The organism is Paucibacter sp. M5-1, assembly GCF_027498415.2.
Taxonomy (GTDB): Bacteria; Pseudomonadota; Gammaproteobacteria; order Burkholderiales; family Burkholderiaceae_C; genus Roseateles_E.
The window spans coordinates 4,547,215-4,561,770 of sequence record NZ_JAPZLM020000001.1; the positions used below are offsets into that span (position 1 = coordinate 4,547,215).

Here is a 14,556-nt window from a genome sequence, read left to right on the forward strand (position 1 = left end):
AAGCCTCAAATTGCGCTTGACCTTGCCACGATGGCAGACTTTAAGCTGCCGACATTCCCCATCCACAGGAGTACCAGCACCATGCATCAATTCCATCTGCCCGATATGACTTGCGGCCATTGCGTTGCCACCGTCACCGAGACCGTCAAGGCCCTGGATGCCGCGGCGACGCTGGAGTTCGAGCGCGAGGCCCGGCGCGTGCGCATCGGCAGCGAGCTGAGCCGCGAGGTGCTGGCCCGGGCGCTCAGCGAGGCGGGCTACACGCCGGCCACCGAAGGCCTCTGAGGCCCTGGACTTTGGCGGCCGGGCGCCGCCACAATGGGCCAGGACCCTCAGGGAGCGGCTCATGGACAGCGCGACGGTCAACCCGCACTACCTCGACCATGTGATGGTCAGCGCCGGGCGCAGCAGCGTCGAGGCCAGCGAGGATATTGTCAGCGGCAGCGGCCAGAAGCTGCTGGCCAAGGGCGCGAAGCTGGACGAGGCGACGCGTGAGCGCCTGCTGCAGCACAAGCTGGCGAAGCCGCTGGAGGACTGCCTGCGGGTCGAGGGCGGCCTGACGCCTGAGCGCTTCGGCCCGGTGGCGGCGGCCCTGCTGGACGACTACCCGCTGCTGCGTGCCTTGTGCGGCGCCGAACCGGCGGTGCCGCTGGCGCTGACCCGACTGCGCCTGAGCGCCCCGCTGCAATCGTTGCTGAGCGTCTATGCCGATGGTGGCGCCGATCGGCTGCGCCATGCGGTGGGCGTGGCCCTGATGGCGCGGGCGTTGGCGCGGCGCCTGCTCGGTGGCGACATCGAGGCCCAGCGCCGGCTCGCGCTGGCCGGCCTGGTGCACGATGTGGGCGAGCTCTATATCGACCCCGCCTATCTGCGCCGCGACACGCCGCTGCAGGCCGAGCAGTGGAAGCACATCGTCACCCATCCGCTGGTCGGCCAGCGGGTCTTGCAAGGCATGGACGGCGCAGGGCCGGCGCTGGCCGAGCTGGTGCTCAGCCACCACGAGCGGCTCGATGGCTTCGGCTACCCGCGCGGGCTGGCCGGCGAGCAGTTCGGCATCGAGGCCCAGGCCCTGGCGGCGGCCGAGTGGCTGATGGGCCTGCTGGAGAGTGGGTCCAGCCTGGTGGCCCATGCCAGCGTGGCGACGCGCCTGATCCCGGGCGAGTTCGGCCCGGCCCTGCTGGAGGCCTTGCGCGCCGCCGGCCGAGCCAGCGATGCCGGCGGCCATCTGGCCGATGAACACCGCAGCCTGGAGGCGGCCTTGCCGCAGGCACTGCGGGTGTCGGAGCTGCTGCAGCGCTTTCGCGAGATCCGGCCGCAGCTGCGCGAGCGGCTGAGCGAGGGCTCGCCCGAGCTGCGCAGCATGCTGGCGCTGTGCGGACAGCGCATCGACCAGCTGCAGCAGTCCTTCAGCAGCGCGGGCCTGGACCTGCACGGGCCCGAGCATGTGCTGCGCCTGCTGGCGCGCCGCGATCCCGAGGTGCAGCAGGAAGTGCTGGCCCTGGTGCGCGAGTTCGCCTGGCGTTTGCGCGAGTTGGAGCGTGCCTCGCTGATGCGGGCCGGGCTGATGGGTCCCGAGGATCTGGCCCTGGTGCAGACCTTGATCGAGGCGGTGCGTGGCGCGGCGCTGCAGCCCGCCTAGGCCTGAAGCGCCGGCTCAGGACCCGCGCGAGCGCGCGCCACCCGAGCCCAGCTGGCGCAGCTGCAGCACGGGCTCGCCGGCATAGGCCACATCGCCCGAGCCATACAGCCGCAGCAGCAGCCGCTCGCTGCGACCCAGCTGGCTGTCGCCGCTGCCCCAGCAGGCCAGTTCGAGATGCTGGCCGTCCAGTGCGCCGGCATGGACGCCGCCGGAGCCACTGATGCGCCACTGCTGCTGAGCAGCCCAGCCGGCCGCATGCACCCTGCCCGAGCCGTGCAGGCTGGCCTGCCAGTGCGGCGCGCGCAGGCGCTCGATATGCAGATCGCCGGAGCCGCCGAGCTTGGCCTCGGCGCGTTCGCCGACCTCGACCCGGCCCAGGCGCAGATCACCCGAGCCGCTGATGTCGATCAGCAACTGGCGGGCCCGAAGCCGGTCCAGGTTGAGCCGGCCGCTGCCGCTGAGCTCCAGGCTGATCAGCTCGGCCTGCAGCTCGGGCAGCGCGACGTCGGCGCCGCCGGCGATGCTGAGCCGGCTCAGCCGCGCCGGCAGCGGCAGCCGCGCCGAGAGCCGGCCGCGCTGGCCGGGGTCTGCGCTCAGCACCAGGGTGTTGCCCTCGCGCGCGCGGCGCAAGCCCTTGAGCTGCTCGCGCTGCGCGGATTCGGCAGCCCCTGCGTCCAGCACCAGGTCTACCGGACCCTCGATGCGCAGTGCGGTGACGGCCTCGTCCTGCAGGCTGACCTGGGCGCAGGCCGCCAGCAGGGCAAGACCTGCCACCAGGGCGGTCCGGCGGGTGGTGGGCTTCATCGACACTCCTCGCTTCATGATGGCGGCCACTGTGCCGCCACCGCGATGAAGCATCGATGAAGAAGGCAAGCGCCGCGCTGGATCAGGCCTTCTTCAGCAGCGAGGTGTCGATCGGCAGGCTGCGGATGCGCTTGCCGGTGGCCGCGAAGATCGCGTTGGCCAGGGCCGGCGCGATCGGCGGCGTGCCGGGTTCGCCGATGCCGCCGGGCGCTTCCTGACTGGGCAGGATATGCACTTCCACCTTCGGCATCTCGCTCAGGCGCAGCACCGGGTAGTCGTGGAAATTGCCCTGCTCGACCCGGCCGTCCTTGTGCGTGATCTTGCCGTACAGCGCGGCGGACAGGCCGTAGACGATGCCGCCCTCGATCTGGCGCGCGATGGTCAGCGGATTGACGGTCTGGCCGCAATCGACGGCCGCGACGACGCGGTGCACCTTGGGCGTGCCATCGTCGGCCACCGAGATCTCTGCAACCTCGGCGACATAGCTGCCGAAGCTCTCGGCCACCGCGATGCCGCGAAAGCGCCCTTTGGCGAGCGGTTTGCCCCAGCCGGCCTTGGCGGCGGCGGCTTCCAGTACGGCCTTGTGGCGCGGCTTCTTGGCCAGCAGGGCCAGGCGGAACTGCAGCGGGTCGGCCTTGGCGGCGGCGGCCATCTCGTCGACAAAGCTCTCGATGAAGAAGGCGTTCTGCGAATGGCCCACCGAGCGCCAGAACCAGACCTGCGGGCCGGGTTCGGCGCGGCCGTAGGCGATGCGCTGGTTCGGGATGTCGTAGGGCTGGTCGGCCAGGCCCTCGACCGCCATCGCGTCGACGCCGTTCTCCGGAATCTTCATAAAGCCCGAGGCCGCCATGATGGAAGGGCTGCCGATGTCGGCGCGCAGCGCGGTGGCCCGGCCCTTGTCATCCAGCGCGGCTTCGAAGCGCACCAGCGAGGCCGGGCGGTAGTAGCCGGCCGCCATATCGTCCTCGCGGGTGTAGATGAGCTTGACCGGCCGGCCGCTGGCCTTGGACAGCAGCACCGCGTCGATCGCGAAGTCGGGCGCGAAGCGGCGGCCGAAACCCCCGCCCAGCAGCAGGGTGTTGACCTTGACCTTGGCCGGTGTGGCCTGGGCCACCTGACCGAGGATGCCCTGCGCCGGGCCCTGGCTCTGCGTGCCGGCCCAGATCGTGACCTCGTCCCCCATGACCCAGGCCAGGCAGTTCAGCGGCTCCATGCAGGCATGGGCCAGATAAGGCACCTCGTAGCTGGCACTCAGCGTCTTGTCGGAGGTGGCGATCGCATCCTTCAGATTGCCCTGATCGACCGCCACCGCCTCGGCATTGTCGGCCGCGCTGGCCAGCATCGCGCTGACCTTGGCGCTGGACAGATCGGCATGCGGGCCCAGATCCCATTGCACGGCGAGCGCATCGCGGCCCTGCTTGGCGGCCCAGTAGCCATCGGCCAGCACCGCGACGCCGCCGGGTATCGTGATGAGCTGCTGCACGCCCTTGATCGCGCGGGCCTTGGCCTCGTCCATGCTCCTGGGCTTGGCACCGGCGATCGGCGCACGCGCCATCACCGCGACCAGCATGCCCTCGACCTGGGCATCGATGCCGAACTTGGCCGTGCCATTGACCTTGGCCGGCGTGTCCAGGCGGCGCGTCGGCTTGCCCAGGATCTTGAAGTCCTTGCTGGCCTTCAGGGTGGGCTTGGCCGGCACCGGCTGCTGCGCGGCGGCTGCCACCAGCGCGCCATAGGCCAGCTTCTTGCCACCGGGGCCGATCACATGGCCGGCCTCGGTGCGCAGGCTGGCCGGCTCGACCTTCCATTGCGCGGCGGCGGCGGCCACCAGCATCTCGCGCGCGGCCGCACCGGCCTGGCGCACCGGCAGCCAGTGGGCGCGCACCGTGGTGCTGCCGCCGGTGGCCTGCATGCCGAACATCGGGTTGTTATAGGCCTGGTCGACCGGGGCCTGCTCGACGCCGACCAGTCTCCAGTCGGCGTCCAGTTCCTCGGCCACCAGCATCGGGATCGCGGTCAGCACGCCCTGGCCCATCTCGGCCGAGCCACAGATCACGGTGATGCGGTTGTCGGGCGTGATGCGCAGCCAGGCATTGGGCGCGAAGGTATTGCTGGCCTGGGCGCGGGCGCCCTGCAAGGGCAAGGCAAAGCCCAGGCTCAGCGCGGCACCCGACTGGAGGAATTCGCGGCGGTTGGTGCTCGTCATGATCAGCCTCCCTTGGCCAGCGAAGCAGCGGCGTCATGGATGGCGGCGCGGATCTGGTTGTAGGTGCCGCAGCGGCAGAGGTTGCCGCTCATCGCGCCGTCGATGTCGGCATCGCTGGGCTTTCTCTTGGCGGCCAGCAAGGCGCAGGCGCTCATAATCTGGCCGCTCTGGCAGTAGCCGCACTGCGGCACATCGATCTTGACCCAGGCGGCCTGCACGGCCTTGCCGGTCTTGCTGGCGGCGATGCCCTCGATCGTGGTGACCTTCTTGCCGGCGGCGGCCGAGATCGGGGTCGAGCAGGAGCGGATCGGCTGGCCGTCCAGATGCACGGTGCAGGCGCCGCACAGCGCCATGCCGCAGCCGAACTTGGTGCCGGTCAGCTGCAGGTCTTCGCGCAGCGCCCACAGCAGGGGCTCGTTGGGGTCGGCGTCGAGCGAAACGGGCTTGCCGTTGACGGTGAATTTGATCATCGGGTGCTCCTCTTGCGGGAAGGAAGGGCTGGAGGTGGCGGCGAGCCTACACCGTTTGCGGCGCGCTTGCACGCGCGCGCTTCAGCCCGGCCCCAGCGCGGTCAGCACCGGCGTCAGCGCCGCCTCGACGCGCGCCTGGGCGGCGTCCAGCAGGGCCGCCTCGTCGCCAGGCAAGACCTGACCCAGGGCCCGGGCGGCGCGGGCCAGCTCGTCGGCATCCAGCGCCCGGGCCAGCTCGGCCAGATCGGCCACCAGACGCAGGCACTGCTGCAGATCGCCGCCGGCCCGGGCCAGGGCCCAGCTGCTGCGCCAGGCGCCGAGGAAGACGCGCGCATGGCTCAGGCGCCGCTCGTCCAGCGATCCGAGCTGGGGCGACTCGACCACCATCGCGCGGCGCGGCCCGGGCGGCGGCCGCTCGGCCGGCCGGCCATGGCGCGCCAGGGCTTGCAGCAGCTCGGCCTGGCTGATCGGCTTGGTCAGGTGGTCGTCGCAGCCGGCCTCCAGGCTGCGCAGCGCGTCGCTGCCGAAGGCATGGGCCGTCAGCGCGATCACCGGCGTGCGCGGCCAGCCCTGCTCGGCCTCCAGGCGGCGCAGCTCGCGGGTCGCGCTGTGGCCGTCCATGCCGGGCATCTGCACATCCATCAGCACCAGATCGAAGGCCTGCTCGCGCAGGCGCTGCAGGCCCAGCGCGCCGTTCTCGGCCAGCGTGATGTGGTGGCCGTGGGGCTGCAGCATGGCCTCGATGACCATCACATTGACCTCGTTGTCCTCGCACAGCAGGATGTGCTGCGGCGGCGCCTCGGCCAGCGGCGCGCTGTTGGTCGGGGCCGCGCCCGGCTCGGGGGCGGCAGCGGCCGGCAGCGGCAGCGCGATGAAGAAGGTCGAGCCTCGGCCGGGCTCGCTGTCCAGCCAGATGCGCCCGCCCATCATCTGCACCAGGCTGCGGCTGATCGACAGCCCCAGGCCGGTGCCGCCGAAAAATCGCGTGACGCTGCCATCGGCCTGCGAGAAGGGCTGGAAGATCAGCTCGTGCTTGCTCGGCGCGATACCGATGCCGGTGTCGCGCACCGCGATCACCAACTGGCCGTCGGGCTCGCGCCGCGCGCTGAGCTTGATGCCGCCCTCGCGGGTGAACTTGATCGCATTGCCGATCAGGTTCAGCAGCACCTGGGCCAGGCGCTTGGCATCGCCCTGCACCCAGCCCTCGGCGCTGGCATCGAAGTCCAGCTCCAGCGTCAGGCCCTGGGCGGCGGCGCGGTGCTGCACCATGGCCAGTGTCTGCTCGACCAGCTCGCGCAGGCTGAAGCGACCGGCCTCCAGGGTCAGGCGGCCGGCCTCGATCTTGGAGATGTCCAGCAGGTCGTTGATCAGCTCGAACAAGGCCTGGCCCGAGGAGCGGAACACATCGACATAACGGCGCTGCTCGGGGTTGAGTTCGGTCTTGGCCAGCAGCTCGGCCATGCCCAGCACCGCATTCATCGGGGTGCGGATCTCGTGGCTGACATTGGCCAGGAACTGGCTCTTGGCCTGGTTGGCCGCCTCGGCGACCTGGCGCTCGTACTGCAGGCGCCGGTTCAGCACCTGCTCCCAGCGCAGCTGGGCCAGGCCGGTCAGCGCCAGGCCCAGGCCGAGCACGGTCAGCGGCCCCAGCAGGGGGGTCAGGACTTGCCGCTCCAGCGACAAGGCCGCCGCAGCTGCCAGCAGCACCAGCACGCCGGCCGCCGCCAGCGCATGGCGGCCCAGCAGCGGCCGGCCGCGCCAGGCGGTCCACAAGGCCGGCAGCGTGGCCAGCAGCCAGAGCAGGCCCTGCCAGGGCAGCGGCGCGGGCCGCAGCCAGGCCTCGGGCCGCGCCATCGCCGCATAGCTGGCGGCCAGCAGCTGGGTGCCCGAGAGCTGGCCCTGCGGCGTCAGCACCGCGTCGGCGAAGAAGGCGCTGCTGCCGATGAAGACGCTGCGCCCCCGCAGGCGCTGGCGCAGCGCGGCATCGTCGCGCTCGCCCAGCGCCGCCTGCATCAGCTCGGTCCAGCCGAGCCGGGGCAGGGCGTCGGGCCGCGCCGGCAGGCGCAGGCGCAGGCGGCCCTTCTCGTCCAGTGTCCAGCTCAGCGCGCCAACGCTCAGGCGCCGCTGCGCCGCGTCCAGCTGCCAGTGCTCGCTGCCCTGCTGGCGCAGATGGGCGGCCAGCGGCAGCGAGGGCAGCAGCCGGCCCTGGGCCGTGTGCAGCAGCGGCAGGCGGCGCAGGCGGCCGTCGGGGTCCAGCGGTGCCGTGATCACGCCGACATGGCGGGGCTGCAGGCTGTCGCTGGGCAGGGTCAGGGCCGGCCAGGCGATGGCCGGTGTGGCCGGTTCCAGCGGCACCGACAGGCGCGCCAGCAGCGAGCTCTCCGACCGGTCGATACCGATGGCCTGCTGCAGCCCGGCGGCCGCGAGCACGGTGTCGGGCCGCTCGCTCAGCGCGCGCGCAAACTCGGCGTCGCCGGGCCGGCTGCCGCCGAACACGATGTCGAACACGATGAGCTTGGCGCCGGCCTCGCGCAGCCAGTCCAGCGCCAGCGCATAGACCTCGCGCGAGTAGGGCCAGCTGCCCAGGCGCGGCTGCAGCACCCGCAGCGAGGCGTCGTCGATATCGACCAGCAGCACCTGTTCGCTGCTCGGCTCGGGCGCGCTCAGGCGCAGCTGCAGATCGTCCAGCGGATAGTCCAGCTGGCGGTAGCTGGTGCCCAGGCACAGCAGGGCCGCCAGCGGCAGGCCCAGCAGCGGCCAGGCGGCCAGGCGCGGTCGGAACAGGCGTGTGGGTGGGCCGGTCATGGTCAGGCGGCCCGCGATGCCCGGTGGCTCAAAGCGCCAGCAGCAGCAGACTCAGCGGCAGCAGCCAGAGCCAGCGCGAGCGCGGGACCTCGAACTGCTGCGTGCCGCCATAGGGGCCGGCGGCGCCCTCGGCCGTCAGCGTGCGCACCCGCAGGTAGTAGCTGCCCGGCTCGGGGCGCGGCAGCGCGGCCTGGGGCTGGTCGACAACCAGCTCCTGCAGCTCCTGCTTGAACTCGGGGTCGCGTGCCCATTGCAGCTGGTAGCGCTGCCCGGGTTCGCCGGCCTGCCAGCGGAACTGCAGTTCCTTCTCGCCAACTTCGGGCGGCTCTACGGCCGGGCTGGGCGGCAGCGGGCGCAGCGTGAAGCTCTGCACCGGCCCGAACGGCCCGGCGTCGGCCGGCTCGGCGATGCTGGCCAGGCGCCAGTAATAGCGACCGGGTGGCAGGGTCAGGTCTTGCTCGGTGCCGGTGATGTCGCTGCGCTCGTGCAGCGGCGCGGCGAAGTCGGCGCCGGCCGCGACCTGCAGGCGGTAGCGCTGGGCGGCCAGCGCGCGCGTCCAGCTCAGCGTCAGCTTGTCGCCGTAGACCACCGCCTCGGCGACCGGGGCGCGGCTGAACGGCGGCTCGGGACGGGCCTTCAGTGTGAACAAGGCATCGGCGGCCTGGCCCTCAAGGCCCAGCGCGTCGATCGCACGCACGCGCAGCGTGTAGCGGCCGTCCGGCAGATCGGCCCAGCGGGCCTGCGGGGTCGGGAAGACGCCGTCGAGCAGCAGGCGGTCGAAGTCACCCTCGGCATAGACCTGGGCGCGGTAGGCGCTGGCGCCGTCCAGCGGCTGCCAGGCCAGTGTGGGCGGCAGGCGGCTCAGCGTGATCGGCGGGCCCTGCAGCGCCGGCGCGGCCAGCAGCGCCCGGACGGCAGTCGGCTGGCCGGGCTGGGCGAGCGCGCCCTGGCCGGCCTTCAGCGTCTGCCGGTCGGCGGCCACCGCGCCGCTGAGCACCTGAACCCGGGTCTGGCCGGCCGTGCCCAGCTGCACGCGGAACTCGGTGCCGCGCACACCCAGATTGACGCTGGGCGTGCGCATCTCGTAGCGCGGCGGCTGCGCGGCATCGGGCTGGACGCGGCTGTCGGCGCCGCCCTGATCAAGGCGCAGCTGCATGGCCGGCAGCGCGCTGCGGCCATAGACCAGCAGCTGCTCCAGCGTCAGGCGGCTGTCCGGCGCGATCAGCAGGCGCGAGCCATCGACAAAGCGCAGGCTGATCGACGATTGGGCGCCGGTGCGCAGCTGGTCGCCGGCGCGCAGCTCGGTGCCGGCGCTCAGCGCTGCGGCCGGGCCGGGTGGGCGCAGCAGGCTGGCGTCGCCCTGGGTGAACAGCACACGGGCCACGCTGGCCTCGCGCTGCAGCCAGGTGATCGGCAGGCGCAGCGTGCCGCCGGGCGGCAGCTTCAGCGGATCGGCCACCTTGTTCAGGCGCTGCAGATCGCGCCAACTGTGCTTGCCGTCGAGATAGGTCTCGGTCAGGCCGATCAAGGTGTCGCCCGGCTGGATGCGGTAGTTCCAGTGGGCCTGGGCCGTCTGTGCCTGCAGCGGCAAGGCCGCCGCGGCCAGCACGGCCGCCGCCGGCCATAGCCATGTGTCGCTTCGCGATGTCATCTGGCGCCCCCTGAGCGCGCGGACGGCGCTCTTGGCGACTGATGTTATCGGAAGGCGGCTTACTCGCTGATCAGCCAGACACGCTCGCACTGGCGGCAGCGCACCTTCAGCCCGTGGCTGTCGGCGCCCACCAGCGCGAAGCGCGCATAGCTGCCGCAGCCGGGGCATTCGGCCTGGTGGGCGATGTGCTCCGCATGAGCCAGCAAATAGAGGTAGCGGCGCAAGGCCCAGACACCTGCCAGGCCGCACAGCGCGATGCTGGCCACGTCCATCAGCTTGTCGGCCAGGCTGTGGAAGGTGAAGAAGCCCTCGAAGGCTGCCATCAAGCCGATCGCGCTCAGAAAAGCCAGCACCAGATGGGCATGGCCGCTCAGCAGCTCGCGCTCGTACCAGCGCTTGAATCCGTGCTTGCGTATGCCGTCGGCCAGCTTCATCTGCCACCTCGTCAGCGCGGCGTTGGCGCCGGGGCTGATCTTGGCACAGACCGTGCTCAGGCGCGTCCCAGCGCGTCCTGCAAATCCTGCCGCAGCCGCCGCAGCGCCAGCAATTCCTGCTCCGGTGCCTGCAGCGCCGGCCACAGCAGGGCCACCAGATCGCGGGCGCTGGCCTCGATGTCGATGGGGCGCTGCACCGTGATGGCTTCCCAGAGGATGTGCTCCATCGGCCCGAAGACCAGCGAGCGGAGCATGCGCAAGGAGATGTCGCGGCGCACCTCGCCGCTGGCCTGGCCGCGCGCCAGCAGATCCATCAGCGGCGCGGTGTAGCGGCGCTGCAGCGCGACAAAGGCCTCGCCCAGTTCCTGGCCGGCGACGCTCTTGGTGCGGCCTTCTGACAGCACCAGCGCGCACAGGCCCGTGCCCTGGATCAGGAACAGGCGCAGATGGGTGTGGACGACGAACTCCAGCTGCTGGCGCACCGGCTGCTCGCGCGGCAGGCCGGTCTCGATCGCGCCGATGATCTCGTCGTACCAGTCGCCGATGACCCGCATGCACAGATCACGCTTGCTGCGGAAATAGGTGAAGACGGTGGCTTCGGAGATGCCCAGGCGCTGGGCGATCTCGGTGGTGGTCGTGCGCTCGTAGCCTGCCTCAGCGAACACTGCGCGACCGACGCGCAGAATGTCGCGCACGCGCTGCTCGGCCTTGGCGCTGGCGGGGGCGCGGCGTTGGGCGGGCAGGGTGGCAGTGTTCATCGTGGCACGATTGTGCGCAATTCTTGAGTAAAGCTCAAGCCTGCTTGCGCGAGTGCCCGCTCTGAACTATTCTCGCGCTCTCGCAGCTTCTTAAGAAGCTGCAAAAACATGAATTGAGCCTGACTCAGAATTTGTGCTGAGGCGGGCCGCTCTGGAGACAAGATGGCCGTCCTCACCACCAAGCTCAACGCCCGTTCGGCGGATTTCAAGGCCAATGCCGAGGCGATGCGCGGCGTCATCGCCGATCTCAGCGCGCGGCTGGAGCAGATCGCCCAGGGCGGCGGCGAGGCGGCCCGAGCCAAGCACACCGCTCGGGGCAAGTTGCTGCCGCGCCAGCGGGTCGAGATGCTGCTGGACCCCGGCACGCCCTTTCTGGAGATCGCCCCGCTGGCCGGCCTGAATATGTACGACAACGCGGCACCGGGCGGGGGCATGATTGCCGGCATCGGCCGGGTCTCGGGCGTCGAATGCCTGATCGTCTGCAACGACGCCACGGTCAAGGGCGGCACCTATTACCCGATCACGGTCAAGAAGCATCTGCGGGCGCAGGAGATCGCGCAGCAGAACTGCCTGCCCTGCATCTATCTGGTCGACTCCGGCGGCGCCAATCTGCCGAACCAGGACGAGGTGTTCCCGGACCGCGACCATTTCGGGCGGATCTTTTTCAACCAGGCCAATCTGAGCGCCCAGGGCGTGCCGCAGATCGCCGTCGTGATGGGCTCCTGCACAGCCGGCGGCGCCTATGTGCCGGCGATGAGCGATGAGACCATCATTGTCAAGAACCAGGGCACCATCTTTCTGGGTGGCCCGCCGCTGGTGAAGGCAGCGACCGGCGAGGTCGTGACCGCCGAAGACCTGGGCGGCGGCGATGTGCATACGCGGCTGTCCGGCGTGGCCGACCATCTGGCCAATGACGATACCCATGCGCTGGCGCTGGCGCGCCAGTCGGTGGCGGCGCTGAACTGGCGCAAGGAGGGTCAGCTCCTGACTCAGGCGCCGCGCGCGCCGCTGTTCGACGCGGCCGAGCTGCATGGCGTGATCCCGACCGACACCCGCAAGCCCTTCGATGTGCGCGAGGTGATTGCCCGCGTCGTTGACGGCTCGGAGTTCGATGAATTCAAGGCCCGTTATGGCGCCACCCTGGTCTGCGGCTTCGCCCATATCGAGGGCATGCCGGTGGGCATCGTCGCCAACAACGGCATCCTGTTCGCCGAGAGCGCCAACAAGGGCGCGCACTTCATCGAGCTGTGCTGCCAGCGCAAGATCCCGCTGGTTTTTCTGCAGAACATCACCGGCTTCATGGTCGGCCGCAAGTATGAGAACGAGGGCATTGCCCGCGCCGGCGCCAAGATGGTGACGGCGGTGGCCTGCGCCGCGGTGCCCAAGTTCACCATCATCATCGGCGGCTCGTTCGGCGCTGGCAATTACGGCATGTGCGGCCGCGCCTACAGCCCGCGCTTCCTGTGGATGTGGCCCAACGCGCGCATCTCGGTGATGGGCGGCGACCAGGCCGCCAGCGTGCTGGCCACGGTCAAGCGCGACGGCATCGAGGCCAAGGGCGGCAGTTGGTCGTCCGAGGAGGAAGAGGCTTTCAAGGCGCCGATCCGCCAGCAGTACGAGGATCAGGGTCATCCTTACTACGCCTCGGCGCGGCTCTGGGACGACGGCGTGATCGACCCGGCCGACACCCGTCGCGTGCTGGCCCTGGGTCTGTCGGCGGCGCTGAATGCGCCGATTGCCGAGACGAAGTTTGGTGTGTTCCGGATGTGAGGTGTAGCATGTGTGTTAAGTTTACTGATGGTACACATCATGCGCACCAATATCGAGATTGATGACGACTTGATGGCCAAGGCCTTGCAGGCCGGCCCCTTCAAGACCAAGAAGGAGGCGGTCGAGGCGGGTTTGCGTCTGTTGGCGCGCCAGTCGGCCTATCGCGAGATCCTCAAATGGCGCGGCAAGCTCCAGTGGGAAGGCGACGACAGCGTGGACTGGACGAGCGCGCCCGCTGCCGAGTCCGCTCGGGCGCTGGTGGCGCGCGAGCCGGCGCCCAGGAAGAAGAACCGTGCTGGTCGTTGACTCCAGCGTCTGGATCGATTTCTTCGCCGGGGCCGAGCATCCGGCCGTCGATCAGCTGGCCCAGTTGCTGGACCACGGCGAGGTGCGCATCGTCGTGCCCGATCTGGTGCTGTTCGAGGTCTTGCGCGGCTTCCGGCATGAGCGCGACCTGCGCCAGGCCAGCCTGCTGATGCAGGGGCTGAGCATCGAGATCTGCGGCGGCGAAGGCACGGCCCTGGCCGCCGTTCAGCATTACCGCGATCTGCGCGCCGCCGGCTACACGGTGCGCAGCGGCATCGATGTGATAGTGGCCGCCTTCTGCATCGAGAACGACTACGCGCTGCTGCACAAGGGCCGCGACTTCGACGCGCTGGAGGCGCGGCGCGGGCTCAAGGTATGGACCCATTGATGAACACGACGACGCACATCACGATCAGGCCGCTGGCCGCCGGCGACTCGATCGAGCGCCTGACCGCCTTGTTGCACAAGGCCTATGCGACCTTGCTGGCTCAGGGCTGGAACTTCACCGCCGCGACACAAAACGTGCAGACCACGCGCGAGCGGGTCGCTACCGGCCAGGCCTTTGTCGCCGAGCGCGCCGGGCGACTGGTCGGCACCGTGACGATCGCGCCGCCCAAGCCGGCCGACGGCCGATATCTGGGCGACGCCGTGCCCTCGCTCTATACCGAGACCGGCACCGCGATCCTGGCCCAGTTGGCCGTCCATCCCGACGAGCGTGGCCAGGGCCTGGCAGAGCGGCTGATGGATGTGGCCGAGCAATGGGCTCATGGCCAGGGCTATCGGCGCGTAGCGCTGGACACTGCCAAGCCGGCCGAGCATCTGCAGCGCCGCTATGCCAAGCGCGGCTACGCCCAGGTCGGCGAGGTGCAGTGGGACGGCAAGACCTATGCCAGCGTGCTGATGGTCAAGACACTCGGAGAGCCATGATGACGAACACCCTGCATATCCGCCGCGAAGGCCATGTGGCGCGCGTGACCTTGAACCGCCCCGAGGTGCGGAACGCTTTCAACGAGCTCCTGATCGCCGAGCTGACGGCGGCCTTTGCGGCCCTGGGGCAGGACACGACGCTGCGCGCCATCGTGCTGGCTGCCGAGGGCAAGGCCTTCTGCGCCGGCGCCGACCTGAACTGGATGAAATCGATGGCCGGCTTCAGCTGGGACGAGAACCATGCCGACGCCCGCCTGCTGGCCGAGATGCTGTGGACCATCTACAGCTGCCCCGTGCCGGTGATCGCGCGGGTGCAGGGCGATGTCTATGCCGGCGGCGTCGGCCTGGTGTCGGTCTGCGACATCGTCGTCGCGGCCGACACGGCGGGCTTCTGTCTGTCCGAGGCCAAGCTCGGCCTGCTGCCGGCCACCATCGGCCCCTATGTCGTGCGGGCCCTGGGCGAACAGGCCTCGCGGCGCTATTTCCTCACGGCCGAGCGCTTCTCGGCCACCGAGGCGCAGCGCCTGGGCCTGGTCCATGAGCTGGCGACGGCCGACACGCTGGACGAGAAGGTCGATGCCTTGTCGGTGGCCTTGATCGCCAATGGCCCGGCCGCCGTGCGCGCCTGCAAGAAGCTGGTGCAGGACCTGGCCCATGAGCCGATCACGCCGGCGCTGCGCGACGACACCGCACGCCGCATCGCCGACATTCGCGCCAGCGCCGAGGGGCGCGAGGGTGTGCAGAGCTTTCTGAACAAGAGCAAGCCTTCGTGGCTGAACTGACTCC

The 14,556-nt window shown here is 70.4% G+C and carries 14 protein-coding genes; 7 read left to right on the forward strand and 7 right to left on the reverse strand.

Annotated elements, in window-relative coordinates; genetic code table 11:
• Positions 1–81: 81 nt before the first annotated feature.
• Both O5M90_RS21640 and O5M90_RS21645 read left to right on the forward strand, forming a co-directional pair.
• Positions 82–285: a heavy-metal-associated domain-containing protein gene (locus O5M90_RS21640; RefSeq protein WP_269838096.1), complete on the forward strand. Its 204-nt coding sequence runs from the start codon at positions 82–84 to the stop codon at positions 283–285.
• A 61-nt stretch (positions 286–346) separates the two neighbouring features.
• On the forward strand, positions 347–1,639 hold the full coding sequence (locus tag O5M90_RS21645; RefSeq protein ID WP_269838095.1) for an HD-GYP domain-containing protein: 1,293 nt from the start codon (positions 347–349) through the stop codon (positions 1,637–1,639).
• A 15-nt stretch (positions 1,640–1,654) separates the two neighbouring features.
• Here O5M90_RS21645 and O5M90_RS21650 read toward each other — a convergent pair whose 3' ends face one another.
• The 7 genes from O5M90_RS21650 to O5M90_RS21680 all read right to left on the reverse strand — a co-directional run bounded on the left by O5M90_RS21650 (position 1,655) and on the right by O5M90_RS21680 (position 10,767).
• Complete coding sequence (locus tag O5M90_RS21650) at positions 1,655–2,443, reverse strand: GIN domain-containing protein (RefSeq protein WP_269838094.1); 789 nt, start codon at positions 2,441–2,443, stop codon at positions 1,655–1,657.
• A gap of 82 nt (positions 2,444–2,525) precedes the next feature.
• Entirely contained in the window at positions 2,526–4,649 is a 2,124-nt protein-coding gene (locus tag O5M90_RS21655) for a xanthine dehydrogenase family protein molybdopterin-binding subunit (protein ID WP_269838093.1), read from the reverse strand.
• Between the two features lie 2 nt (positions 4,650–4,651).
• The gene (locus tag O5M90_RS21660) at positions 4,652–5,119 is read right to left on the reverse strand and encodes a (2Fe-2S)-binding protein (protein WP_269838092.1); all 468 of its coding nucleotides are present in this window, start codon (positions 5,117–5,119) and stop codon (positions 4,652–4,654) included.
• Positions 5,120–5,200: 81 nt separating this feature from the next.
• Positions 5,201–7,924, reverse strand: a complete 2,724-nt coding sequence (locus O5M90_RS21665) for a hybrid sensor histidine kinase/response regulator (protein ID WP_269838091.1) — start codon at positions 7,922–7,924, stop codon at positions 5,201–5,203.
• 28 nt (positions 7,925–7,952) lie between these two features.
• Positions 7,953–9,575: a FecR family protein gene (locus O5M90_RS21670; protein ID WP_269838090.1), complete on the reverse strand. Its 1,623-nt coding sequence runs from the start codon at positions 9,573–9,575 to the stop codon at positions 7,953–7,955.
• A 59-nt stretch (positions 9,576–9,634) separates the two neighbouring features.
• Positions 9,635–10,009: a hypothetical protein gene (locus tag O5M90_RS21675; protein ID WP_269838089.1), complete on the reverse strand. Its 375-nt coding sequence runs from the start codon at positions 10,007–10,009 to the stop codon at positions 9,635–9,637.
• Positions 10,010–10,065: 56 nt separating this feature from the next.
• The gene (locus tag O5M90_RS21680; RefSeq protein WP_269838088.1) at positions 10,066–10,767 is read right to left on the reverse strand and encodes a TetR/AcrR family transcriptional regulator; all 702 of its coding nucleotides are present in this window, start codon (positions 10,765–10,767) and stop codon (positions 10,066–10,068) included.
• 162 nt (positions 10,768–10,929) lie between these two features.
• Here O5M90_RS21680 and O5M90_RS21685 point away from each other — a divergent pair, with 162 nt between their 5' ends.
• The 5 genes from O5M90_RS21685 to O5M90_RS21705 are packed head-to-tail and all read left to right on the forward strand — an operon-like array spanning position 10,930 to position 14,552.
• On the forward strand, positions 10,930–12,537 hold the full coding sequence (locus O5M90_RS21685) for a carboxyl transferase domain-containing protein (protein ID WP_269838087.1): 1,608 nt from the start codon (positions 10,930–10,932) through the stop codon (positions 12,535–12,537).
• A gap of 39 nt (positions 12,538–12,576) precedes the next feature.
• Positions 12,577–12,843: a type II toxin-antitoxin system VapB family antitoxin gene (locus O5M90_RS21690; RefSeq protein WP_269838086.1), complete on the forward strand. Its 267-nt coding sequence runs from the start codon at positions 12,577–12,579 to the stop codon at positions 12,841–12,843.
• On the forward strand, positions 12,830–13,231 hold the full coding sequence (gene vapC, locus O5M90_RS21695; RefSeq protein WP_269838085.1) for a type II toxin-antitoxin system VapC family toxin: 402 nt from the start codon (positions 12,830–12,832) through the stop codon (positions 13,229–13,231). Before O5M90_RS21690 ends, vapC begins: the two co-directional genes overlap by 14 nt.
• A complete protein-coding gene (locus tag O5M90_RS21700) occupies positions 13,231–13,770 on the forward strand; it encodes a GNAT family N-acetyltransferase (protein WP_269838084.1) in 540 nt (179 codons plus the stop codon). The genes vapC and O5M90_RS21700 overlap by 1 nt, the downstream gene beginning before the upstream one ends.
• Entirely contained in the window at positions 13,767–14,552 is a 786-nt protein-coding gene (locus O5M90_RS21705) for an enoyl-CoA hydratase/isomerase family protein (protein ID WP_137941352.1), read from the forward strand. The genes O5M90_RS21700 and O5M90_RS21705 overlap by 4 nt, the downstream gene beginning before the upstream one ends.
• Positions 14,553–14,556: the final 4 nt, after the last annotated feature.